Source organism: Luteitalea sp., from assembly GCA_009377605.1.
Lineage (GTDB): Bacteria > Acidobacteriota > Vicinamibacteria > Vicinamibacterales > Vicinamibacteraceae > WHTT01.
In genome coordinates, this window is record WHTT01000060.1 from 17,203 (window position 1) to 40,142 (window position 22,940).

Sequence of the window (22,940 nt, forward strand, 5' to 3'; positions counted from 1 at the left end):
GATGGTGCTTACGAGACACGTGCGGCGGGCAGCGTCACGCGAAGCTCCGTGTGTCCCGGCCGCGACAGCACGCCGATCTCGCCATCGTGCTGTTTGACGAGCCGCCGCGCGATGTCGAGGCCCAGTCCCGTGCCCTGCCCCACGGGCTTCGTCGTGAAGAACGGCTCGAAGATGCGCTCCAGGGTCACGGCGGGGATGCCGGGGCCATCATCGACGACCCGGACGACCACGAAGCGCCCCTCGCGGGCGGCCGACACGCTCACATGACCGGATGAGAGAGCAGCGTCGAGCGCATTGTCAATCAGGTTCGCCCACACCTGATTCAGCTCACCGCCAAGCCCTTGAACGAGCGGGAGACCTGGTTCGACGTCGATGGTCACGCCCACGGATCGCGCGCGCGCCTTTGCGGCGAGCACGGCCAGCGTGTCGCGGAGGCCTTGACCGAGATCCACGGGCTTGGCAGCCGTCGCCTGGTCCATGTATGTGAACCCCTTCACGGCCGCGACCAGCGTGTGGATCCGTGAGGCGGCCGCTTCGATCTCCTTGGCGAGCTTCTTGGTCGTGCAGCCGGCCGTCACCGCTTGGATGGCCAGATCGAGCGTGTCACTGCTCAGCGCGGCGGCCAGCTCGTCGAGCTCCTCCAGTGTCATCGGTGTGTCCGCCAGCGCCTCGGCGGCGCCAACATCGGCGCCGTGTGCGGTCAGCCAATCAGCGATGTCGTCCTCTCGGTCAGCCTGCTCGATCGGCGATCGGATGGATGTGGTGGCAACGTTCCGGCACATCTCGAGCGCCCGTTCGACGAGGGCGAGCTGGGGCGGCGGAAGTCTCGCGGCGCCGATCGCGCGTGATGTCCGCTCTATCTCGGAGAGACGGTTCGCGAGCCCGTCCGCGCTGCGTGCCACCGCCGAGGCAGGGTTGTTCAACTCGTGGGCGAGGCCCGCCGCCAGCTTGCCGAGCGACAGCATCTTCTCGTCGAGGAGGTCGCTCGACGTGAAACGCCGGGCACGATCGAGCATCACATGGACGAGAATCCTCGTCAGGTCGTAACACTCGCGGATCATGGCCGGGAAGTGCTCCGCGGACACAACCACCATCTCGGTCGACTCTTCGGCCATCACATTCCCTGGCGGGGAGCCCAGACGCGAGTACGGCAGCAGACCCGTGACGTCACCTTGCGCGGCCCAGCGCCGCGATTCACGCGGATGCACAGACGCCCGGACAGGACGACCCACAGGTCCTCCATCGGGCCCATCTCCGGCGCTGCGACTTGGCCGGCGGAGAGGAGGCGCAGACGCCCGTGCAAGGCCACCCAGGCGAGCTGTTCGCGAGGAACGGCGGCAAGCGTCCTATGTGCGGCTAGGCGACGGACGACATCCACGGCGGTGATCGGTCTCGGGTTGACGTGCGGGGAGGAGACTGACTCGAACGCTGCAGCATCATTCTCTACTGCTGAGCTCGATTTGGCAAGCGCTCGATGGCACTCCCCAAGCTTCAACGGTAGGGTAGGATCGCTTCACGGTGCGGTTTGCGCAAAACCTTGCAGGTACGCAGAGCATGAGCGGAGCGTTGAATGTTCAGCCGACGCGCATTTCTACGAACGAGCGGAGCGGCCAGCGTGGCGGCGGTTGCCGCCTTCACCGACCGTGGCATCGAACGGGTGGCTGCTGCAGGACGAGCGATCGAAGGACGTGCGCCCGCGGATGTTGCCGCTGACGAGCACTACTGGCGCGAGATCCAGCAGGCCTTCACGCTCGATCGCTCACTGATCAACCTCAACAACGGCGGCTGCTGTCCCAGCCCGCGGGTCGTCCACGAAGCGCTCAAGCGCTATCTCGACATGTCGAACCAGGCGCCCGTGTACCACATGTGGCAAATCCTGGAGCCGAACATCGAAACCGTCAGGCGGCGTCTCGCCGCGGCATTCGGCTGCAGCGCCGAAGAGATGGCCATTACGCGGAATGCCAGCGAGGCGCTTCAAATCGCGCAGCTCGGCATCGAGTTGAAGCGCGGCGATGACGTCGTGACGACGAACCAGGATTACGGTCGGATGCTCGACACCTGGGACCAGCGTGCTCGGCGGGATGGGATTAACGTGAAGAAGATCTCGTTTCCCGTTCCACCGCCATCGCTGGACGATCTGGCCGATCGCCTCATCGCTGCCCTGACGCCTGCGACGAAGGTCCTGCACTTCTGCCACATTACCAATTTGACCGGGCAGATCTTTCCGGTGCGGCGAATCTGCGACGAGGCACGCGGGCGCGGCATTCGAACCATTGTGGACGGCGCCCACGCCTTCGCACACTTCCCATACACACTCGAAGACCTCGGCTGCGACTACTACGGTACCAGCTTGCACAAGTGGCTGCTGGCGCCGATTGGAACCGGCTTCCTCTATGTGCGGCGCGAGAACATCCAGTCGCTCTGGCCGCTCACGCCGGCTGCCGAAAAGCACACGGGCGACATCCGGAAATTCGAGGAGATCGGCACGCACCCGGCGGCAAACCACAATGCCATCGCCGAAGCCCTGAGCTTCCACGAAGGCATTGGAATCGAGCGCAAAGCGGCGCGGCTACGTTACTTGCGCGACCGCTGGGCGACGCGGCTGCAGCAATCCTCCCGCATTCGCATTCACACGAATCTCGACCCGGGCCATTCGTGCGCGATCGGGACGGTGCAGATCGCGGGCATTCCTGCCCCGAAGGTCGTCGATCGCCTGTGGGAGCGCTGGCGCATCATCGCAACGCCCATCGTGCATGCTGAATACGAAGGCGTGCGTGTCACACCGAACGTCTACACGACACTCGAAGAGATCGATACGTTTGCCGCGGCAATGGAGGAGATGGTCGCAAAGGGCCCTCACTAGTCCGGGCTACGCTCCGGGACCTCTGTCCAGAGAGGATGCGCGATTCCGTTCAGATCCCACACCACCTCACCGCCCTTGACCGTCAGCTCGCACTCCAGCTTCCGATCGCCGGCGAGCTTGCCGCCGGACACATCGATGAAGCCGAACGTGCCGCGCCGGACGTTCAGCACCGCGACATCGGCTTCGGCTCCGACGCTCAGGTGACCCAGATCGGATCGCTTGATGATCTCGGCCGCCCTCGATGTGTTGCTCTTGATGACGTCCTGGAGCGACATCCCCATATTCAGGAATTTCGACATCGTGTTCAGGATGTTCTTCATGCCCCCGTTCATGCTGCCAGTGTGCAGGTCGGTGCTGATCACGTCGGGAGCGAAGCCCTGCTCCATGGCGGGCACCGCCTGCCGGTAGAGAAAGCTGCCTCCGCCGTGGCCAACGTCGAAGATGATGCCCCGCTTACGCGCCTCCCAGACGTACGGCCTGACTTTTCCTTCCTCGTCCACGATCGGCGTTCTGCCGCGCACGTGGGCGAAGGTGTGGGTCAGGATGTCGCCCGGGCGAAGGTACTTCAGAAGCAAGTCCTCGAGCGAAAGCGGCGGAGTATGGCCGCCGAAATCGACCATGACCGGGACATCCGCCTCACGGCCGGCTTCCACGGCTCGTGTCACGGGATCCCACTCCGGACCGCTGTAGTGGGCGACTTTGATGCCGACGATCAGCTCCGGATGCTCACTGATCCGCATTGCCGTCAGGGCGGCGTCCATATCGGAGAGATTCTGTTCGACCGGTCCCCCCTTCATGCCCGACCCCACGATGTTGATGAACGAGAGCACGCGCGTCCTGGAGCGGTCGATGACCTGTGCTTTGAACTGCGGGAAGTTGCGCCAGCCGGCGCCGCCAACGTCGACCAACGTCGTCTGGCCGCTCCTGAAGGAGTAGCTGTCGGCGGGAACGGCCGAGAAGCCGTTGCTCAGGTACGCATCGTCCTCCGTCCCGTAGAAGACATGCGCGTGGATGTCGATCAGGCCGGGGACGACGTACAGGCCGCCGGCGTCGGCCACCCGTCCGGCCCGGGAGGAATCGATGTCGGCCGCCACTTCGGTAATCTTGCCGTCGGCAATGCCGACGTCCATCACGGCGTCGATCCCGTTCTTCGGATCGATCACGTGCCCGCCTTTGATCAGTAGATCGAAGTCAGGGTTCTGACCGTGCAGTGGCGGAGCAACCATGACAATCAGGACCAGGAAAGCCAGTAGTCGACGGTGAAATGAGTGTCGGTATGCCAAGCTTCTTCCCTCGTGATTAGTAGCCGCGCGTGGCGGCTGGACGGCACGCAACGGCTGGTCTGCGAGTAGACCGGGCTCTGCTTTTCGCGGATAATCCGTCATCGGTTGTTCCCGCTTGGGAACGGCCGACAACCTCGAACGTCCCTCGACCCTTCGACAGCGCTCAGGGTCATCCCGAGCGAAGTCGAGGGATGAGCACGGTCGAAGGGCGAGGTTGCCACCCACGCGGCTGCACCGTACGACAGATCGGACGAAAAGGAAAGGGTCTCGGGGAACCCGGTCCGCTCTCGGTCTTCTTTGGATGGAGGAGAGGAGCTTACCCATGTGTACGCGTTCGTGTTTTGTAGTGCGGCTCTGTCTCGCCGCGCTCGCCGGCTTCGTCGTCTCGACGACGGCCACGGCGCAGACAGGCTTGGCCACCGTCACGGGCATTGTGTCCGATGATTCGGGCGCGGCCGTGCCTGGCCTGACCGTCACCGCAACCAATCAAGCCACAAACATCACCTACACCGGTGTGACGAACGAGGCCGGGAACTACGTCATGACGAGCGTGCCGATTGGCACCTACATCGTCGCCGTGGACATGGAGGGCTTCAAGGGCGTGCAGTCCACGGTCACGTTGTCCGCGTCACAGACGGCGCGTGTCGACTTCACGCTGGAGCTCGGCGCCGTCGAGGAGCGGGTCGAAGTGACCGCGACAGGGGCCGTGCTCCAGACGGAGAACGCGGTCGTGGGCAACACGCTCGACCGCGAGCAGATCGAGAAGCTGCCGGTCCAAGGGCGAAACCTCGCGACGGCCACGCTGTTCACGCCCGGGACGACCACGCCTCGTCCGGGCACGTTCAACAGCCTGACGAGAGGCGGACGTCCCTTCTCCAACGGCCAGCGTGAGCAGGCGAACAACTTCACGCTCGATGGCGTCGACGCGAACGACGCCATCGACAACGGCGTCGCGTACCAGCCGAGTCCCGACGCGGTGGAACAGGTCAGCGTCGAGACGAACAACTACTCACCCGAGCTGGGTAACGTCGCCGGCGCCATCGTCAACATGGTGATCAAATCAGGGACCAACCAGTTCCGCGGGAACGGGTTCGTCTATTGGCGCGACAACGAGCTGGCGGCGACGCCCTGGGCCACCAATCGCGCGGGTGGCACGAAGTCGGAGTTCTCGCGCGACATCTTCGGCGGCACCGTTGGTGGCCCGATCGTGCGCGACACGCTGTTCTTCTTCGGCGACTATCAGGGGGCCCGCCAGGAGACCCCGCCTGCGGACGCCTTCACGACCGTCGTGCCCGACGCGTGGCGGCGAGGCGACCTCAGCAGCCTGCTCGCGAGCGGCATCCAGGTTTCTGATCCGCTGACCGGCCAACCTTTCCCCGACAACCAGATTCCCGTCAGCCGATTCAGCACCTTCGCGCGCAACCTGTTTGCCGACGAGTCGCTGTACCCGCGGGCCAATGTCTCGCGTCCGATCAGCGACTTCCGCGACAACTACCAGGGCACGACCGCGTCGAAGGAAGAGTCGGACCAGTTCGACGTGAAGCTGGACTGGAATGCGTCGTCGCACGACAAGCTGTACGTGCGCTATTCCCGGCTGGCGCACGACGACCGCCCCGAGGCGACGGTCATGCCGCTGTTGTTCGCCTCGGCCTCCAACGATCCCGGCTGGAGCGTGGGCGCAAACTGGAACCGTATCTTCGGCACCGCGGTGGTCAACGACCTGCTCATCGGCATCAACGACAACGCCGCCAACAGTCAGCCCGTCGACATCCGCGGCCTCGGCGCGCTGAACAACCAACTGGGCATTGGAGGGGCGCAAGCCATTCCCGGCCTGACCCAAGTGCGAATGGGCAACACCGTGTCCAACATCGGCAACGTCGCGATTGGCAGCAACACGGCCAACCGCGTGCTCCAGATCAACGAGCGGCTAACGTGGGTGCGCGGCCGGCACACGCTGAAGTTCGGCGGGTCGTGGCACTACTACGAGATGGAGCGGTACTACTCGTCGAACAACGGCCAGAATGGCTTCATCGACTACACCGCCTTCAACTTCACCGGCGCGCCCTTCGCCGACTTCCTGCTGGACCAGGTGTCCGCGAAGGGGCGCGGCTCGCTGTCGGAGCCGTGGACGCACCTCCAGCATCGCCTCGCGTTCTATGCCGCCGATGACTTCAAGGTCACCGACAGCCTGACGTTGAACATCGGCCTGCGGTGGGGATATACGTCGCCGCTCGTCGAAAAGGACGACCGCCAGGCCAACTTCGATCTGACGAACGGCGAGCAGCTTCTCGCGGGACAGGACGGTAACAGCCGCGCGCTGTACGACTCCTACTACCAGGGCTGGGAGCCACGGGTGGGCTTTGCCCATCGCCAGGGCGCACGTTGGGTGTTCCGCGGCGGATATGGCATCACGCAGTACATGGAAGGCACGGGCGCCAACCTGCGCTTACCGCTCAACCCACCGTTCTTCTTCGAGTCCGAGGTGGCCTACGATGCCACGAGTGGCGCCGGCACGATCGCGACAGGCTTCGAGGGTCTCCAGGCGCTCGATCGGCCCTCGGGCCAGCTCCGCGCGTGGGATCCGAACGTACGGCCGCAGTTTACGCAGCAGTGGAATACCGTCGCCGAGTACTTGATCGGGTCGAGCTCCTCCATCAACATCGGATACGTCGGCAGCCGCTCGACGCATCTCATCACGCCGGTCGACGGCAATCAGCCGCTTCCCGGCACGGGCGACCCGAACACCTGGGCACCAGTCCAGGAGCGACGGCCACTCTATCCCTTCAACCCGGACATCGCGTCCATCAGCACGACAGCGTCGCGAGGGCGCGCCAACTACCATGCGCTGCAGACGACGTTCAAGCAGCGGCTGTGGGAGGGGCTGGACTTCGTCGCCAACTACGCGTACGGCAAGGCCATGTCGAACAACCGCGGCTACTACGGCGCGGGAAGCTTCACGGCCGCCGAGGGCGCGTATCCCATGAACAGCTACGACATCGAGGCCAACTACGGGCCGGCGTTCTTCGACGCGCGGCACGTCTTTTCGTTGGCCGGCAGTTACGACCTGCCGTTCGGCCGGGAGCGCAGGTTTGGCAGCGACTGGAACCGCGCGTTCGACGCGGTTGCGGGCGGCTGGGCAGCGAGCTTCGCGGTGACCGCTCACAGTGGCTATCCGATCACGGTGACCGACGGCGCGAACCCGTCGCTGCAAGCCTCGCGCTCACCCGAGCGGCCCAATCGGATTGGCCGCGGTGAGGTGGACAACCCGACCCTCGAGCGCTGGATCGATCTGTCCGCGTTCGAGTCGGCGCCGCTCGGCCAGTTCGGCGATGCCGGTGTGGGCATTCTGCGCGCACCCGGCTACTGGAACGTCGATCTCTCCGTCAGCAAGCGCTTCCTCACGCTCGGCCGGCAGTACTTCGTGATTCGCGGCGAGCTGTTCAACGCGCTCAACCATCCGAATTTCGGACCGCCGACTGCGAACATCCAGAGCACGCAGTTTGGCACCATCACCACGACGGTCTCCGATCCGCGTGTCGTGCAGCTCGTGGCGAAGTACTACTTCTGACGCGAGCCCGCCTCGCTTTGCCCGCCAGGATTCCCACGGAGATCGACGTGATCTCCGTGGGAACGTTTTCGTCAGACGCGCATCTTCAGCTTCCCTTCTAGCCGGCGAAATGCAGCACAGCCTGCTCTCGTACCCGGATGTCGCGCGTGTGCTGACCACGTTGATCGCGACGGTGTGGCGTTCGCGGCGGCGTTTCGTCGTGATCCTTGATTGATGGACGACGCGATGGGCCGCACAGGCAAGGTCCGGTGTGCAGCGCGGGCACTAGTTTTCGAAGATCGTGTGAGCCCCTGTCGCGGCGTTGCGTGTCTGTCTCATGGAAGAGCAGACCGTAGTGAACAAGGGCGATGAGCGCCCGTTTCTGACAGGAGTGGACAGCATGAAGTACAAGCTACCCGCAATCGTATTGACCCTGGTCGGTCTGGGCGCCGCTCTGCCGGCATCGGCCCAGGTTGCCGATGCGACCCAGGTCACCGATCCTAAAGTGCTGCAGAGCATGGGCTTTGCTCCAGACGCCGATAACGTCTACATGGACAACGCGGTGGGTCTGGCAATCATATCCGACCAGGAGGACGCCATCATCGCTCAGGCGACTCCCACCACCGGCGTCGACTTCAGCGCGATATCGGCGAAGGAGTTCATCGGGCGTATCGACACCACCGGTACCCAATGGCGCTACGCTGGAGGGCCGAACTGCTGTACGGATCTCAGCCGCGCAGGCACCGAGCGGTTCGCCGATGCCCAGTTCGAGGTGCCGACTGGCGCGACCCTGAGCTTCTTCCGGTTCTGGGCGTTCGATAACAACCCGTCCAATCTCGCGTTCTTCGTGTTCGAGGTCTGCCAGCCGCAGTTCGCGGGCGGTGCCCCCGCGGTCACCACCATCGCCAGCGCCGCGACGAGCGGCACACCTGGTCATACATCGAACGTCGTGAGCCTCAACCGGCCGGTCAACAACCGGGAGTGCACGTATCTGGCGCGGGTCCGCTTCGACGCCGCCAGCACCAATTTGGCGCTCCAGAAGGTCCGCTTGCAGTTCACGCGCTAGGCGTCGAGACGGGCGGTCATCCGCCCTTGGCCCGATTGCCGCCCCGCCGGGCGCCGCCGGCGGGGCGCTGTTGTCTCGCCCCCCTCGCAGCCACGCCGGCGAGGGCGCCATCCGCCCCCCATTCCGTCCGTGCCCTGCAGCTTGTTGATCGAGCCCGGGGAAACACCGGCGGACGACACGGCCACCCAATCAGTGGTAGGGACGCCTCGCCGAGGCGTCCGTTCACCGATCCTTTGAGGCTTCTGATCCTCTCGTCATACCGCGACGGCACCGAGGAGTCGCTGTAGGTGCTCCGGGTTGAAGAACTCCGCTGGATCGATCATGCGCATGCGGGCCTTGATGAAGCGCGTCGACTCCTGCGGATCGTTCCTGATAGCAGCGCGGACTGCCATGACCTGGGTGGGAACGGTGTGAAACGCGCAGCCGCTAGATTTTCTTCGTAATCAATTGCTGACGTCTCGTTACGCTGTTGCTCGTAGTCGGCCAGTGCCTCGTCCAGGACACGTCGCCCGCCGAGGCCGTCGGCGATCGCGGAGCTGAGGGGGGCGGCGTGATGGAAGGCGTCGCTGATTCCAAGCGCGAGGTAGGGGTCCTTGTGATAGCCGGCATCACCTACCAGCGCCCATCCCGCGCCGAACGGCTTGCGGTAGAAGTTTGGCAGGTCGGACGCTCCATAGTACAGCTCCTCGCGCCGGCCCGCTCCAACGCGATCGGCAAGATCTGGCACGGTATCGAGCGATCGCATGAAGGCGGCGTCGATGTTCCTGCGAATCGCTGGCAGCTCCTCCACGGGCATGCCGATGAACACAGCAAAGAGGTTCTGCTCCGTCCGGAAGGAAAAGATCACTCGGCGCTGCTGCGCTCGGACGTAGAGCTCGAACTCCTCACTTTCTATTCCGCTCCAATAGGAGAAGTAGTAACAGAGCACGGCGGGCGATTGCTGATAGATCGGCGCCTTCACGGCTCGTGCAAGGCGCGAGTGGCGCCCGTCGGCACCTACCGTGATGGTCCCGCGCTCCTCCACGGTCGTGCCGCTCGCTATCCCTCCGCGGATTCCAACGCACTTATCGCCCTCGAAGACGTACTCACCAACGCTGAAGCGTTCCCGTACCTCGACGCCGTACCCGACTGCCGCGTCGATCAGGATCTTATCGAGCGTCGTCCGGCGCGGCGCATACGCCCAGGCCACATCGTCTTCGACGAGGTCGCGGACCACCAGCGGAAAGTCGCCGAAGTCGGAGACCATGTTGCGAACCGCGGGTGTCGCCGCGGCGATCTGGTCCAGCAGGCCCATTCTTTGAGCAGCCGCGGTCCCCGCCGGTGGATGAAGTGCCCGTGCGGGATATCGCTGGGAAACGTCGCACGGTCGACCAGTAGGACCTTCGCTCCCCGCTTGGCCAGTAGCAGCGCCAGCGGTGCTCCGGCACAGCGAGCGCCCACGACGATCACGTCATACCTTGGCATTGCTCCCTCCTTCGTCCGCCACGTGCGAGAATCGGGTCCAAGTGCTAGAGCCTACGCAGCTCCAAGCGGAGGCGTCCTTTGATGAATGTGAAATCGCTGTGAAACTTTTGTGAGGCTCGGGGCGAACCAAGGCTTCGCGGAGACGGTCAGGATCTCGCGGGCCCTTCCGGCGATGTCGTTCGTTGTCGAGTATCCTCGGACGAGGCCGTTGGTTGGGGGGATGGGTCGCCATGACGACTCGATCGGTTCAGCAGGCCATCCGGATTCGCGCGAAGCCGAGTGAGGTGTGGAGCTCACTCGTCGCTCCGGCCAAGCTCGCGCGATGGATGGGCGGCACCCAGGTCGACTCAACCTGGGAGCCCGGCAGCGCGATGACATTCACGTGGACCGTGCGCGGGCGTCCTCTTCGAGATCGCGGCACCGTCCTCGCCTGCGAGCCGGCGCGACTTCTGCGCTACAACCACTGGAGCGTCATATCTCGACTCCCCGATTCGGACGAGACCCGAACCGTCATCACGCTTACGCTGACGCCCGAAGGCGACGAGACCTCTCTCGAGGTCAGCCACGAGAATCTTGCGAGTGACGAAGCGTTCGGGCATGCGAGGTTCTTCTGGAGGAACGCGCTCCCCGACGTAAAGAATATTGTTGAGCGCGCCTGAATCTCGATGTTGAGTTTCCGTGTCGAAGCTCACGATGCCGTCCGGGACGGATGGTGGCCAACCAGTCGGCTTCAAGACGGTTCCTGAACGTATCTGGAATGGAGGTGCTCGTGCTTGACGTGGTACTGAAGCGATTCGATCGCCCGGACGAGGTTCGAACGTTCGCCAAGGGGCGATTCGAGCTGGTTCACATTGGCGGCCTGACCATTGGCCGCGCGACGTACGAGCCCGGCTGGAAGTGGTCCGATGACGTTGGACGCGCGATGGGCAAGACGAGCTGTGATGTCGAGCACGTGGGGATCGTCCTGGCTGGATGCGCAACGGCGGCCATGAACGATGGCCGCGTGATTGAGATGCACGCCGGCGATATCTTTTATATCCCACCCGGTCACGACAGTTGGGTGGTGGGCGACGCCCCGTACGTCTCCCTGCACCTGATGGGCGCGAGCGAGTATGCGGCTCGCAAGAACGAGGCGTGATCCAAAACTGGTGTCGACCCGGGTGGCAGAATCGTCCACACTGTGCTGGACGCTCAGGCAACCGGCATCACACGCTCGGGGCGGAAAGGTAGAACACGAATGATCGCAAACCACATCCCACTCGTGGCGGTGGCGTCGATGGCGCTGCTCACCATCACGTCCCCGAGCGCACGCGGGCAGGAACCGGCCGCTGCGAGAACGTACAACACGGTCAAGCAGAAGCTGGCCCAGGGACAAAAGGTCGTCGGCGCCACGGTCTCGATCCCCAGCCCTGAGATCTACTGCGCGGTGGCAAATGCCGGGTTCGACTTCACCTGGATCGAGATGCAGCACAGCCCGCTCACCTATCAGGATGTCGCGCGGATGTTGATGGCCTGCAAGGGCGCTCCGGCGATCCCGTTCATTCGTGTGCCGGACGCAACCGAGGGCGACATTCAGAAGGCGGCGGACGTCGGCGCCCTGGGCATCATCGTGCCGATGGTGGACACGGTCGAGAAGGCGCAGGCTGCCGTCAAGTTCGCCAAGTACCCGCCGATTGGCCGGCGCAGTCAGGGGGGCGGCCAGTACGGCGCGATCTGGGGCGACGGGTATCGTCAAACCGCGAACGACAACATCATGATCGTGGCGATGATCGAAAATCCCGCGGGGGTCGAGATCGCTGACCAGATCGCCGCCGTACCGGGCATCGATGTCGTGTTCGTGGCAAGCACGGATCTGGGCAGCTTTTCAGGTCTCCGGCAAGGGGATCCGCAATACGAGGCACTGGTCACCCGCGCGCAGCAGGCCGCGCAGAAGGCGGGTCGGACGGTCGGCGGTCCTCTGGCGTGGACCACCCGCGAAGGCTACAGTTTCTTTCAAGGTCCGGGCGAAGCTGCACTGCTCCGCTGCGGCTCACGTGTCTCACTCGGCGTGAAGCCGACTGGTTGCCCCAGCGTGGGCGTGGCCGCGATTGAGGGCACCGAGGACCGGTGAGGCCGACTGACGGCCCGTGTGTCCGATGCTGGGGCGAGACGTGTCAGCGGTTGATCGGCGTCGGCGCAGAGACGCAGGTCGAAGCCTGGGAGGAGGGTGCCGCGTGATCGGCGCACGGATGGCGCTTCTATTGTCGTGTGGCCTGGCGTTGGGCTCCGCCTGCGCGTCCGCGCCGCCCGCCACGAACTTCGTGGAGATAGAGACCAAGATCGAGCGCGTTGTCGCAGACGAGGGCGTGCCGTCGATGGCGGTCGCGGTGGCGCGCGACGGTCGGATCCTCTGGGAGGCGGCGTTCGGCATGGCCAACAAGGAGGCCGGGCTTGCAGCCACGCCGCACACGCCGTACTCGCTGGCGTCAATCTCCAAGCCGATTACCGCGACGGGACTCATGATCTTGGTCGAGCGAGCTCTCGTGGATCTCGACCGGCCGATCAACGAGTACCTCGGCGACGCGAAGGTCACCGGCCGTGCTGGTCCGGCGCGTGAGGCGACAATGCGGCGGGTCGCGAACCACACGTCCGGGCTGCCACTCCACTATCAGTTCTTTTACGCGGATGAGCCCTACCGACGACCGCCGATGGATGAAACGATCCGGCGCTACGCCAACCTCGTGACCGCTCCAGGGGAACGCTTTCAGTACTCGAATCTCGGCTACGGGCTTATCGATTACGTGATCGCACGGCGGTCCGGTATGAGCTACGCCGAGTTCACACGCGCGGAAGTGTTCGAGCCCCTTGGGATGAGCCACTCGGCCGTCGGTGTGCCGCCGGGTTTGGAAGATCAGCAGGCTGTTCGCTATGCACCGGACGGGACGCCGATTCCCTTCTACGACTTCGATCACCGCGGCGGCTCTGCCGTGTATGCGAGCGCGCACGATCTGATCCGGTTTGCGATGTTTCATCTGGGCGACGACGTCAGGGGTCAGCGCGCAGTCATCTCAGAGGCCTCCCGCCAGGTCATGCAGCGTCCTACCGCCGAGATGTCTCCCAAGGCTGCGTACGGCATCGGGTGGGGGACGGACAAATGTGCAACGGGGGCTGTTCTGGTAGGCCACAACGGCGGCATGGGCGGCGTCAGCACGAGTCTCACCATGGTGCCGGAGCACGATCTCGCCGTCGCAGTCCTGGCCAACAGCTCCAGTCGATGGCCGGGCGTCATCACGAAGGACGTTTTGAATGCGTTGCTACCGGGCTGTGCCGAGGAATCGGAAAACGACGATGACAGTGCACCGGCGACGGATCTCCAACCGCTCCAAGGGACCTGGCGCGGGACACTTGCTGCGTATACGGGCGACCTGCCCTTCTCGATCACCATTCGAGACGACACCGTGATCGCGGCGCTCGGCGATGCCGCGCCGACGCCGGTCGACAACGTGACGTTCCGGAACAGGTTCTTCACCGGCCGGTTTCCCGGCACCATTGGAACGCCGGACGTCGAGCGCCGCGACTATCGTCTCCAGTTGGATCTCAAGCTTCGCGGTGATGTGTTGAACGGCTCCGTCATTGCGCTATCGACCCCCGGCGAGCGCGTCGGCAATGCGTTGACGCATTGGGCCGAGTTGAAGCGACCCCTATGACCATGCCTTCGTCTCCCCCAGCTGTCGTTGGAGACGTGTCGGATCGAGCCGTCCCTGACACACGACCGCGGCTACGACGAATGTCTACAGGAAGCTCCGTACGGCGCGTGAAACGGCCGGCGTTCCGGGACAGGACCGCCGAGAAGCTAGTCTTGGGACACTAGTCTGGAGCGCCAGCAGACGTCTTCGCCCAAGGCTCCAACAGCCTGATGATCTCGGCTCGGCGGAAATCGTCCGCCAGCAGTCCGACGGCACTTGGCTTTACATTGTCGATCATGCGGTCGGCTCGAGCCTACCGAGGGTAGGTTAGCGGGACGCTCAGGCGCTGCGACTGCTCCGACGCGTGGCGGTTCGGCAGCGACTCCCCGCGCACCCGAGCGCGAGAACGATTTGGACCTGTTCGGTCATGGGACGCACCGCGCCGATTTCGAACACTCCGAGACGCTCTCCGCGAATCTCATCTGCAGGTTGATACAACGTGTCGGCAAGAAATCGGGCAGTCTTCGACGCCAGTCGCGTGGCACGCACTTCGCACTATGAGGCTAGACGCTCTGTCCTAAGGGACGCACGCAGGGGGGTGACACCGGGGCAGAATGCCTGTCAGGACGCGTAGCCCCCTTGAAAGCAGAGGTACACGATGGCGCTTCCTCTTGCAGGATTTGGTCGTGTGTGGCGCAGGCTATTCCGCACGCCGCTCTTCACGGCCGTCTCGATACTGACGCTCGGCGTCGGCATCGGCGCCAACACAGCCATCTTCAGCGTGCTCTACGGCGTCCTGCTGAAGCCCCTGCCCTTCGCTGAGCCGGACCGCCTCGTCGGCATGTGGCACACGGCGCCAGGGCTGGACATTGATCTCTTCACCCAGAGTCCCTCCACCTACTTCACATATCGTGACGAGAACCGCGTGTTCGAGGACGTCGGGCTGTGGGCCCCGTTTCCTGAGGTGTCGATCACCGGCCGCGGCGAGCCTGAGCGCGTCGAGACGCTGTACGTGACCGACGGCACGCTCCCGGTCCTGAACGTGCAGCCGCTGCTCGGGCGACTCTTCACCAAGGCAGACGACGCGCCTGGCAGTCCGGATCGGACGGTATTGACGTACGGGTATTGGCAGCGTCGGTTCGGAGGCGCTCGAGACATCGTCGGTCAGGCCGTGACCATCGACGGCAAGCCGCACGAGGTGATCGGTGTGCTGCCCGCATCGTTCAGGTTCCTCGACAGGAATCCAGCCGTGCTGCTGCCGTTCCGGTTCAACCGCGCCGAGATCTTCCTTGGGAACTTTAGCTATCTCGGTATCGCGCGGCTGAAGCCGGGCGTCACGATCGCGCAGGCCAACAAGGATGTGGCGCGCATGATCCCATTGACGCTCGAGCGGTTCGCGCCGCCGCCCGGCTTCACGCGGCAAGTCTTTGATACGCCGCAGCGTCGTCAGGGCTCCGCTCCGGCGCGCGTGATCGGTGCAGTCGAGCGCAATCATGTTGGCGCCCGCTTCCACCAAGGGACGGGCCGCCTCGAGAGAGGGCGTGATGACGGTCTTGCCACTCGCGTGGGGGACCTTCTGAATCCCAATGATTGGCACGCTCACCGCTTGGCGGATCGCGTGAACGTCGACAGGGCCGTTGGCCCGGATGCCAGCCGCACCTCCCGCGACCGCAGCACGGGCGAAGCCTGCCATGAACGATGGGTCCCCAACGAGATCCTCCTCAGACGGTTGGCAGGAGACGATGAGGCGTCCCTTCAGGTCGTCGCAAAAGGCGGGAAGTGATGCTGAAGACTTCATAGAGTGCTTGATACCGCGCACAACACGACCGCAACGATCAACACGGCGATGCCGCCGCGCATTCTCTGAATTGCCCGGCGTTCAACGTGCCGCCATTCTCCCAACAGAAATCCTGCGGTGTTGGCGACGAGCAGCGCCGTCGCCAGACTCAACGGCCACCCGATGGATGGGCCGATGTCGCCCAGCATCGGGGCCGCCGCGCCGTAGAGGAAAATGCTTCCTCCCCAGAGCAGACCCATGAGAATGCTCCCGCCCCAGGTCTTATCGGGCCGCGGTCCGAGAAAGAGACGCCCGCTTGCGTGCTTCTTCATGAGATAGGCGCAAAAGACCATGTTGGGAATGGACCCGGCACCGAGCATCAGCAGCCAGATGCAGTTGGTGGCGAGGAACTGCTGGTATCCGAAGCTCTCGATCGTCGCCGTGATTCGGCGCCAACGGGGGCAAGGAACCTTTGTTGCGCCTCGGAGGATGCAACAGTTACAGCACGAGATGCGCAGCTTCAGCGAGGAAATCGAGTCACGCGGCGGCGTGCCATCCTCGCGTTTGTTGCTGTTCGCAAGACGCGAGCCCGACGCAGGGGCGCGAGAGCTCTTTGCCCTCCCCCAGAACGAGCTGGTGTGGATGATCCGGCGGGTTCGCCTGCGCGACGACATCCCGCTGGCGCTGGAGACCGCCGTGCTGCCCTGTCATCTGTGTCCGGACCTGGACCGCTTCAACTTGGTGACGCAGTCGCTCTACCGCGTCTTGGAGAACGAATACGGGTTGCACTTGGACCACAGCGTCGAAGAGATGTCTGCCGCGCGGCCGGATCGCCAACAGAAGAAGGTCTTGGAGATGCCCGCCGGAGGCGCTGTTCTGGTGATCCGGCGAAGGGCGTTTGCTCGCCACAACACGCCGGTGGAAATCGGGCTCACGATATACCGCGCCGACATGTACACGGCCATCGTGCGTGCTATTCGAACGCACGCGGAAGGAGAATCCCATGTGTGAGCGACGAGGTGGATTCGTCTCGGCGGCCGCCGCGCTTCTGCTCCTGTCTGTGAGCGCCTCGACAGCGGATGCCCAAGTGACTCGCGGCGCCGTGGTGGGTGCGGTCGCTGATCAATCGGGAGCGGTCGTGCCAAATGCCACCGTCGAGCTGTTGAACGTCGAGACCGGGGTGCTTCGCGCAACCACGACCGGTGCCAATGGTGGCTACACGTTCACGAGTGTCGAAGCAGGCACGTATCAGCTGACCATTTCAGCCAATGGATTCCAGACGAGCACGATCTCTGGAATCCGCTTGCTGATCGATCAGACGGCGCGTGTCGATGCGACGCTGCAGGTCGGCGGCGTAGTGACCGAGGTGGAGGTAACGGGCGCGACTCCGGTCGTGCAATCCGAGCGCTCCGAGGTCGGAAGCGTCGTCGATGGCCCTCAGATCGCCAACATGCCGCTCAACGGCAGAGGAGACATCTATGCGCTGTTGGCGCTTGGCCCGGGGGTTCAGCGGTCGAGCTCCAATCCGCTGATCTCGGGCGGGACGTGGGTGGGGTCGACCAACATGACGGTCGATGGCGTGAACGCGAACGACGTCGGCAACGGCAGGCTCGTCGGACCGATTCCTTCGGTCGACGCCATAGACGAGCTCAAGGTCATTGCCAACGGCGCCTCGGCTGAGTACGGCTCCGGCGGGGCGCAGATTGTCATGGCCACCAAGCGTGGCAGCAACGAGCTCCATGGGAGCGCGTTTGCATTCAATCGGGACCGCGCCCTTTCCGCGAAGAACTTCTTCGCGACGGATCTCCCCAAGCGACCATTCAGCCGCAATGAGTTCGGTGGCTCTCTCGGCGGACCCGTGATCCGCAACACGCTCTTCTTCTTCGGCAGCTACGAGGGCTTGCGCCTCCGGCAGTCGGAGACGGGTGTCCGCTCCATGCCGACCGCGGCCTTGCGGTCCGGAGACTTCAGCGGGCTCCCAACCATCACTGACCCGCTGTCGGGTGCGCCGTTCCCCGATAACCGGATTCCCGCGAACCGGATCAGCCCCGTGGCCACGGAGCTGCTGGAGTTTGCGTCCGAGCCGAACATGGCGGGTACGGGAGCTGCCGGGTTGGGGGATAACCTGGTCGTCACGCTTCCCCGCCGGGAGAACATGGACCGTTATTCAGGCCGCATCGACTACGAGGTGACACCAAGCGATCGTGTGACCGGACGTTATTACCACGTGAATGACGGTCCGTTCGTCTCTCCCGGGGGGAACGCCACGGACAGGTTTGGGAACTGGGGAGGGTTCGGAATCGCCACGCGCAACCTTGGTGCGTCGTATTTGCGCGTGATCTCACCTTCATTGATCAACGAGGTTCGTTTCGGATTCAATCAGGAGGAGAACTTTCGGACTCCACAGAATTCCGACTACGATCCGAGCAGCGTGATTCCCGGTTTGATCGCTCCAGTGGAGGGTCTTGGCGGCCTTCCCACCGTGAACATCGTCGGCTTTACAGGCTTCTTCGACCTTCCGGGCTCCGGTGACCTCAAGCGGACCTATCAAGTCATGGACACCCTGACCTGGACACATCGACAGCACACGATCAAGGCGGGATTCGAGTTTGCGCGGGCCTCGGCCTTCAACTTTCAGAATCCGCCGCCCTATCGCGGGCAGTTCGACTTTGACGGCAGGTACACCGGCCATCCCTTCGCCGATTTCCTGCTCGGTTCGCCGTCAGCCACCGGGCGAGTGAGTAAGAACGTCGAGGCCGAGCCGCTCAACAACCGCTGGGCGGCGTACATACAAGATGACTGGTTGGTGCTTCCCAAGCTCACCCTCAACCTCGGTCTTCGGTATGAATATGCCAGCCCGTTGCGGAATGCCCGCGGCGACATGTCGAACTTCTATCCCGAGCTCAATCAGATTGTGGTGCTGTCCGGAACACCGGATCCTCGGTTGATGGAGATGCTGCCCGTGGTCCTCGGCTCTGAGGTCGGACTGGACGCCTCGAACTACATCAACAAGGATCTCAACAACTTCGCGCCGCGTCTCGGGTTCGCCTACCGGCCGCTCGGCTCCTCGCGCTTCGTCGTCCGATCGAGCTACGGGGTCTACTACAACGTCATCAGCAACTACAGCCAATTCTTCATGGCGGTAAACCCGCCATTCCTCGTCACTGAATCGTTCGAGCCAGAGCCCGGACCGCTCCCGTCGTTGACGTTCGAGAATCCGTTCCCGGGCCAAGGCAACATTCCAACCAGCCCCGGCATCAACGCGGTGTCCCAGGATCGGCGTAGTCCGTATCATCAACAGTGGAACCTCACGCTGGAGTACGAGCTCCTGCCCAATACGGCGGTTCGCGCATCCTATGTCGGCAACAAAGGAACCCATCTCGAACGGAACTTCAATCTCAACGACCCGGCGCCGGCCCCGGGGGCGGTCCAACCGCGACGGCCGTTCCAGCCGTGGGGACCGATTAGCTACACGGAATCCGGCCGCAGCTCCATTACGCATCAACTGCACCTCGGTGCGGTGCGCCGTCTCTCCGGAGGGCTGGCGTTTCAGCTCGAGTACCAGTTCACCCGCGCGCTGGGGGAGCAGGTGTACGGCCAGCCACCGCTGGACAATCGCAACACGCGGCTCGATCGCGGCAACCTGGACTTCATCCGCCGACACGTGCTGACGGCAAACTACATCTACGAGCTGCCCTTCGGCAACGGCAAGCGCTGGGGGTCATCGATGAACGGCATCGCCGACGCGTTGTTTGGCGGGTGGAGACTGGCTGGCATCATGAACATCAGCAGCGGCCAGCCCTATTCGATCACGTTTGCCAGCCAAGTGCTCGGCTGGCCGAGCGGCCGCGCGGATATCATCGGCGATCCCGAACCGGCCAATCAGACGATCGATCAGTGGTTCAATCCCGCGGCGTTCGCCGAGCCCGCGGAGTTCACGTTCGGAAACTCGGCTCGCAACATGCTGTTTGGGCCCGGGTTCTTTAGCTGGGATGCGGGACTGTTCAAGAGTGCGCAGCTCACCGACACGCTACGCATGGAGATACGGGCGGAGTTCTTCAATCTTCTCAATCGTGCGAACTTTGACCTGCCAGCCAGCAACATCAGCGAGCCAGACGAGGTCGGCCGCATCACCTCGGCGGCTGACGGTCGCAACATCCAGTTCGGCGTGAAATTTCTCTTCTAATCCTGGAGTTCCTGGAGTTCACTTGTGTCGTCACCCCTTGGCAGACGTAGCGCAGGCCTTTAGGCCTGCCAAGCGACGCCAATCGCGGCCCGTCTAGCAGGCAGGCCTAAAGGCCTGCGCTACGAGTGACTATTCAAGGGAGCTCTGGGCGTAGGTACCATGCCGATTCATTGGATCATCGCCGCGGTGCTTACGCTCGGGCAGGTGCAGTCGAGCGCCGCGCCAAGGCCCCTCGTGATGGCGGCTCGTCCCGGGAGCGATCTGTATCAAGCGCTCGTGGCGGCGGGTGCTGCCGTCCAGCGCTACGACACCGCCGAGGAAGCAATCGCCGCGGCTCCTCAACGCGCCGGTGTGTTGCTGCTCGCTGACGAGTACCCTGCAAGGCCCCTCTCCATCCCAGATTCGCTCTTCGCGACAGCCACAGCAAAGAAGCTGCGGCTCTATGTTGAATATCCCTCGCATGTGCCTCGCCTCGAGCTCGCGCCGCCGCGCGCTGTCGAAAAGGAACGCGTTGTTGTCGCCAGTGACGCCCTAGCTCCACGGGTGCCTCGGCTTGCCATCCTCTCGGTGCACCGGGCGAGGTTCGTCCCAGTCGAAGGCGTATCGGGCGACATCGTTTTGGCGCGCGTTGCCGGGTTCGACACCGCTGTCTACGGGTTGCCGAGAGACGACGTGTATCCCTTGTTGTTTCAGCACCCAGATAGCGCTGTTCTCGTGGGGACCACGAGCCTGAGCCAGTTCGTAACGGCGCGCTACGCACCACCCGAAGCCTGGAACACCGTTTGGAAGCACATCTTGGCCTGGGTGACAGAGAGCGACGAGCCGCCCGAGCTCGCGTGGACCTCGTCCGTCCGGCCTTCGTTCGGACGCGATGAGGCGCTCCCGCCGGACGCGGAAGCGCACGCGCTCCGTCGAGGCATCGACTGGTTCGCGTCTGCACGCATGTTGATAGACGCCTCGTGGCGACACCAGCTTGACGAGGCCGACGGTCTGAAGGAGCGGGTAGGCCCCGGCCCACTCGCAGCGTGGAAAGTTGGCGATGGCCGCGAGGGTGTGCTCGAGGGATTCTCCAGCAACATCCAACCCGATGGCAGCCAGTGGGTGAGATGGGACCGGCGGAGTGACTGCACGGCAGAAGTGGCTGCCGCGTATGCGCTTGCCAGCGCACTCCGTGCAGACGCACGCGACGCCACAATCGCCCGGAACCTCCTCGACTTCCTGTACTTCACCTCCCCGCTGGCGGGCGGCCCCCGTCGCAACCCGGCGAGCCCGTCGTTTGGACTACTGGGGTGGTTCCTCCCGGCTGGAACGGGCGTGTATTACGGAGACGACAACGCTCGAGCGCTGCTTGGAACCATGCTGGCCGCGGCAGCTCTCGACTCGGACCGCTGGGACGAGCCCATGTTGCGGTCCCTGCTGGCCAACCTGCGAACAACGGGCCGGTTCGGGTTTCGAGGCAACCGGCTGGAGGAAGACGATCTACAAGAGCACGGCTGGCAACACTATTTCGAGAGCGACAGGATTCACTATGCCCCGCACTACGAGGCGTATGCGTGGGCCGCGTACCTCTGGGCCTACGAGAGGACGGCGTACAAGCCGTTTCTGGAACGAACACGACGTGCCATCAGTCAGACCATGGAAGCCTATCCGGACCGGTGGCGGTGGCAAAACGGTATCCAGCAGGAGCGCGCCCGCATGCTGCTGCCCTTGGCGTGGCTCGTGCGCCTGGAAGACACGCCGAAGCACCGCGAGTGGCTCCGGCTCATGGCGCGGGACCTGACGGCGCTGCAGGATCAGTCTGGCGCGATTCGCGAAGCCATAGGCTCAGCGGCGCAGGGACACTACACGCCGCCGAAGACGAATGAGGAGTACGGCACGTCAGAGGCCCCGCTCATTCAGGAGAACGGTGACCCACTGACTGACGTGCTCTATACGAGCAACTTCGCCTTCCTCGGTTTGCACGAGGCGGCCGCCGCGACCGGTGAGCCGTTGTATCGCGAGGCCGCCGACCGCTTGGCGGAGTACCTATGTCGTATCCAAGTCTCTTCGGAGCGTCGTCCCGAGCTGGACGGTGCCTGGTTCCGCGGCTTTGACTTCACCCGGTGGGCATATTGGGCCAGCAACGCGGACCATGGCTGGGGAGCGTGGTCCGTCGAGACCGGCTGGACGCAGGCCTGGATCACGTCGGTGCTCGCGCTTCGGCAGCTGGACACCTCGGTGTGGGACATGACGGCCAAGAGCAGGATTGCCGCCAACGCCGACAGGCTGACGACCGAGATGATTCCTGCGCGGTAACATATTCTCCGGCAGTCCTATCGTCATCCCGGCAGATCATGTTGCGGGCGGCGCCCTTGTTCCGTAGCGAAGGATACGCTCGCGAGTCACACGCTTCCGATGACTATTCGCCACTGCACGACGCGACTCATCTCAATCTCGTTGATGCTCGCAAGCTTCTTGGCTTGTGCTCGATCCAACAACGGCAGTGCAGCGATCGACCGACACGCCCTGGTCACCCGGCATAACGTAAAGCTGACGAACGCCGACTCCCTCGGGTCGCTCTCGGTGGGGAACGGGGAATTTGCCTTTACGGTGGACGTCAGCGGGCTGCAAACGTTTCCGGAGCTCTATGAGGACGGCATTTCTTTGGGGACCCAATCTCAGTGGGGCTGGCACAGCTTCGCGGGACAGGCATACAGCATCGATGATGTGGCCGAGTCGTATCCAACCTGCGGCGGCAGACGTGTCCCGTATGCGGTCCAACATGAGGGAGGAGCGAAGAAGACGGCGGCAGACTGGTTGCGGACGAACCCGCACCGCTTGCATCTTGGCCTCGTCGGATTGGTGTTGCTGAAGCAGGATGGCACCGAGGCGCTAGTCGATGACTTCGAGCAGGTGCGGCAGGAGTTGGATTTATGGAGCGGCAAGATCACCAGCACGTATCAGGTGGAGGGCGTACCGGTACGAGTAGAGCTCTTCGGTCATCAGGACCGTGATCAGATCGCCGCGCGTATTGACTCTCCTTTGATCGCCCAGCGCCGCTTGAAGGTACGGTTCCGTTTTCCTTATGGCAACGACTGCCATGTGTGTCC

17 protein-coding genes are annotated in these 22,940 nt (G+C 63.8%); 12 read left to right on the forward strand and 5 right to left on the reverse strand.

Annotation, left to right across the window (positions count from 1 at the left end; translation table 11 throughout):
- Positions 1–8: 8 nt before the first annotated feature.
- The gene (locus GEV06_18835; GenBank protein MPZ19947.1) at positions 9–1,115 is read right to left on the reverse strand and encodes a hypothetical protein; all 1,107 of its coding nucleotides are present in this window, start codon (positions 1,113–1,115) and stop codon (positions 9–11) included.
- A gap of 455 nt (positions 1,116–1,570) precedes the next feature.
- Here GEV06_18835 and GEV06_18840 point away from each other — a divergent pair, with 455 nt between their 5' ends.
- Positions 1,571–2,863 (forward strand): aminotransferase class V-fold PLP-dependent enzyme, encoded by a 1,293-nt coding sequence (locus tag GEV06_18840; protein MPZ19948.1) that lies wholly within the window; start codon positions 1,571–1,573, stop codon positions 2,861–2,863.
- On the opposite strand, the gene GEV06_18845 is transcribed toward GEV06_18840, so the two are convergent.
- Positions 2,860–4,089 (reverse strand): amidohydrolase/deacetylase family metallohydrolase, encoded by a 1,230-nt coding sequence (locus GEV06_18845; GenBank protein MPZ19949.1) that lies wholly within the window; start codon positions 4,087–4,089, stop codon positions 2,860–2,862. The two genes, GEV06_18840 and GEV06_18845, sit on opposite strands and share 4 nt — an antisense overlap.
- A 358-nt stretch (positions 4,090–4,447) precedes the next feature.
- Between GEV06_18845 and GEV06_18850 the strand changes: the two genes are divergently transcribed.
- Together GEV06_18850 and GEV06_18855 are read left to right on the forward strand one after the other, a co-directional pair.
- Complete coding sequence (locus GEV06_18850) at positions 4,448–7,714, forward strand: hypothetical protein (GenBank protein ID MPZ19950.1); 3,267 nt, start codon at positions 4,448–4,450, stop codon at positions 7,712–7,714.
- A gap of 316 nt (positions 7,715–8,030) precedes the next feature.
- Positions 8,031–8,759 carry a hypothetical protein gene (locus GEV06_18855; protein ID MPZ19951.1) on the forward strand — a complete coding sequence of 243 codons (729 nt, stop codon included), beginning with the start codon at positions 8,031–8,033 and terminating at the stop codon, positions 8,757–8,759.
- 319 nt (positions 8,760–9,078) lie between these two features.
- On the opposite strand, the gene GEV06_18860 is transcribed toward GEV06_18855, so the two are convergent.
- Together GEV06_18860 and GEV06_18865 are read right to left on the reverse strand one after the other, a co-directional pair.
- Positions 9,079–9,948, reverse strand: coding sequence for a hypothetical protein (locus GEV06_18860; protein MPZ19952.1), 870 nt, complete (start codon positions 9,946–9,948; stop codon positions 9,079–9,081).
- Positions 9,900–10,223, reverse strand: a complete 324-nt coding sequence (locus GEV06_18865; protein ID MPZ19953.1) for a hypothetical protein — start codon at positions 10,221–10,223, stop codon at positions 9,900–9,902. The genes GEV06_18860 and GEV06_18865 overlap by 49 nt, the downstream gene beginning before the upstream one ends.
- A 230-nt stretch (positions 10,224–10,453) precedes the next feature.
- Here GEV06_18865 and GEV06_18870 point away from each other — a divergent pair, with 230 nt between their 5' ends.
- The 5 genes from GEV06_18870 (at position 10,454) to GEV06_18890 (ending at position 15,671) form a co-directional block, all read left to right on the forward strand.
- On the forward strand, positions 10,454–10,882 hold the full coding sequence (locus tag GEV06_18870) for a hypothetical protein (protein ID MPZ19954.1): 429 nt from the start codon (positions 10,454–10,456) through the stop codon (positions 10,880–10,882).
- A 98-nt stretch (positions 10,883–10,980) separates the two neighbouring features.
- Entirely contained in the window at positions 10,981–11,361 is a 381-nt protein-coding gene (locus tag GEV06_18875; GenBank protein MPZ19955.1) for a cupin, read from the forward strand.
- 99 nt (positions 11,362–11,460) lie between these two features.
- On the forward strand, positions 11,461–12,333 hold the full coding sequence (locus GEV06_18880) for a hypothetical protein (protein ID MPZ19956.1): 873 nt from the start codon (positions 11,461–11,463) through the stop codon (positions 12,331–12,333).
- Between the two features lie 25 nt (positions 12,334–12,358).
- The gene (locus GEV06_18885; GenBank protein ID MPZ19957.1) at positions 12,359–13,909 is read left to right on the forward strand and encodes a serine hydrolase; all 1,551 of its coding nucleotides are present in this window, start codon (positions 12,359–12,361) and stop codon (positions 13,907–13,909) included.
- 637 nt (positions 13,910–14,546) lie between these two features.
- Positions 14,547–15,671 (forward strand): hypothetical protein, encoded by a 1,125-nt coding sequence (locus GEV06_18890; GenBank protein MPZ19958.1) that lies wholly within the window; start codon positions 14,547–14,549, stop codon positions 15,669–15,671.
- A gap of 11 nt (positions 15,672–15,682) precedes the next feature.
- Here the strand turns inward: GEV06_18890 and GEV06_18895 are convergent, their stop codons facing one another.
- A complete protein-coding gene (locus GEV06_18895) occupies positions 15,683–15,997 on the reverse strand; it encodes a hypothetical protein (protein ID MPZ19959.1) in 315 nt (104 codons plus the stop codon).
- Between the two features lie 19 nt (positions 15,998–16,016).
- Here GEV06_18895 and GEV06_18900 point away from each other — a divergent pair, with 19 nt between their 5' ends.
- From GEV06_18900 to GEV06_18915, 4 genes are all read left to right on the forward strand, one after another.
- On the forward strand, positions 16,017–16,676 hold the full coding sequence (locus tag GEV06_18900; protein ID MPZ19960.1) for a UTRA domain-containing protein: 660 nt from the start codon (positions 16,017–16,019) through the stop codon (positions 16,674–16,676).
- A complete protein-coding gene (locus tag GEV06_18905; protein ID MPZ19961.1) occupies positions 16,669–19,851 on the forward strand; it encodes a hypothetical protein in 3,183 nt (1,060 codons plus the stop codon). The genes GEV06_18900 and GEV06_18905 overlap by 8 nt, the downstream gene beginning before the upstream one ends.
- A gap of 159 nt (positions 19,852–20,010) precedes the next feature.
- Complete coding sequence (locus GEV06_18910) at positions 20,011–22,146, forward strand: hypothetical protein (protein MPZ19962.1); 2,136 nt, start codon at positions 20,011–20,013, stop codon at positions 22,144–22,146.
- 99 nt (positions 22,147–22,245) lie between these two features.
- A partial coding sequence (locus tag GEV06_18915) for a hypothetical protein (GenBank protein ID MPZ19963.1) occupies positions 22,246–22,940 on the forward strand: 695 nt, incomplete at its 3' end.

Excerpts from the sequence above, each read along its gene's own strand:
- GEV06_18835 (MPZ19947.1), bottom strand. The coding sequence starts at position 1,115 with ATGGCCGAAGAGTCGACCGAGATGGTGGTTGTGTCCGCGGAGCACTTC.
- GEV06_18840 (MPZ19948.1), top strand. The coding sequence starts at position 1,571 with ATGTTCAGCCGACGCGCATTTCTACGAACGAGCGGAGCGGCCAGCGTG.
- GEV06_18845 (MPZ19949.1), bottom strand. The coding sequence starts at position 4,089 with ATGGTTGCTCCGCCACTGCACGGTCAGAACCCTGACTTCGATCTACTG.
- GEV06_18850 (MPZ19950.1), top strand. The coding sequence starts at position 4,448 with ATGGAGGAGAGGAGCTTACCCATGTGTACGCGTTCGTGTTTTGTAGTG.
- GEV06_18855 (MPZ19951.1), top strand. The coding sequence starts at position 8,031 with ATGGAAGAGCAGACCGTAGTGAACAAGGGCGATGAGCGCCCGTTTCTG.
- GEV06_18865 (MPZ19953.1), bottom strand. The coding sequence starts at position 10,223 with ATGCCAAGGTATGACGTGATCGTCGTGGGCGCTCGCTGTGCCGGAGCA.
- GEV06_18870 (MPZ19954.1), top strand. The coding sequence starts at position 10,454 with ATGACGACTCGATCGGTTCAGCAGGCCATCCGGATTCGCGCGAAGCCG.
- GEV06_18875 (MPZ19955.1), top strand. The coding sequence starts at position 10,981 with ATGGAGGTGCTCGTGCTTGACGTGGTACTGAAGCGATTCGATCGCCCG.
- GEV06_18880 (MPZ19956.1), top strand. The coding sequence starts at position 11,461 with ATGATCGCAAACCACATCCCACTCGTGGCGGTGGCGTCGATGGCGCTG.
- GEV06_18885 (MPZ19957.1), top strand. The coding sequence starts at position 12,359 with ATGCTGGGGCGAGACGTGTCAGCGGTTGATCGGCGTCGGCGCAGAGAC.
- GEV06_18890 (MPZ19958.1), top strand. The coding sequence starts at position 14,547 with ATGGCGCTTCCTCTTGCAGGATTTGGTCGTGTGTGGCGCAGGCTATTC.
- GEV06_18895 (MPZ19959.1), bottom strand. The coding sequence starts at position 15,997 with ATGAAGAAGCACGCAAGCGGGCGTCTCTTTCTCGGACCGCGGCCCGAT.
- GEV06_18900 (MPZ19960.1), top strand. The coding sequence starts at position 16,017 with ATGTTGGGAATGGACCCGGCACCGAGCATCAGCAGCCAGATGCAGTTG.
- GEV06_18905 (MPZ19961.1), top strand. The coding sequence starts at position 16,669 with ATGTGTGAGCGACGAGGTGGATTCGTCTCGGCGGCCGCCGCGCTTCTG.
- GEV06_18910 (MPZ19962.1), top strand. The coding sequence starts at position 20,011 with ATGCCGATTCATTGGATCATCGCCGCGGTGCTTACGCTCGGGCAGGTG.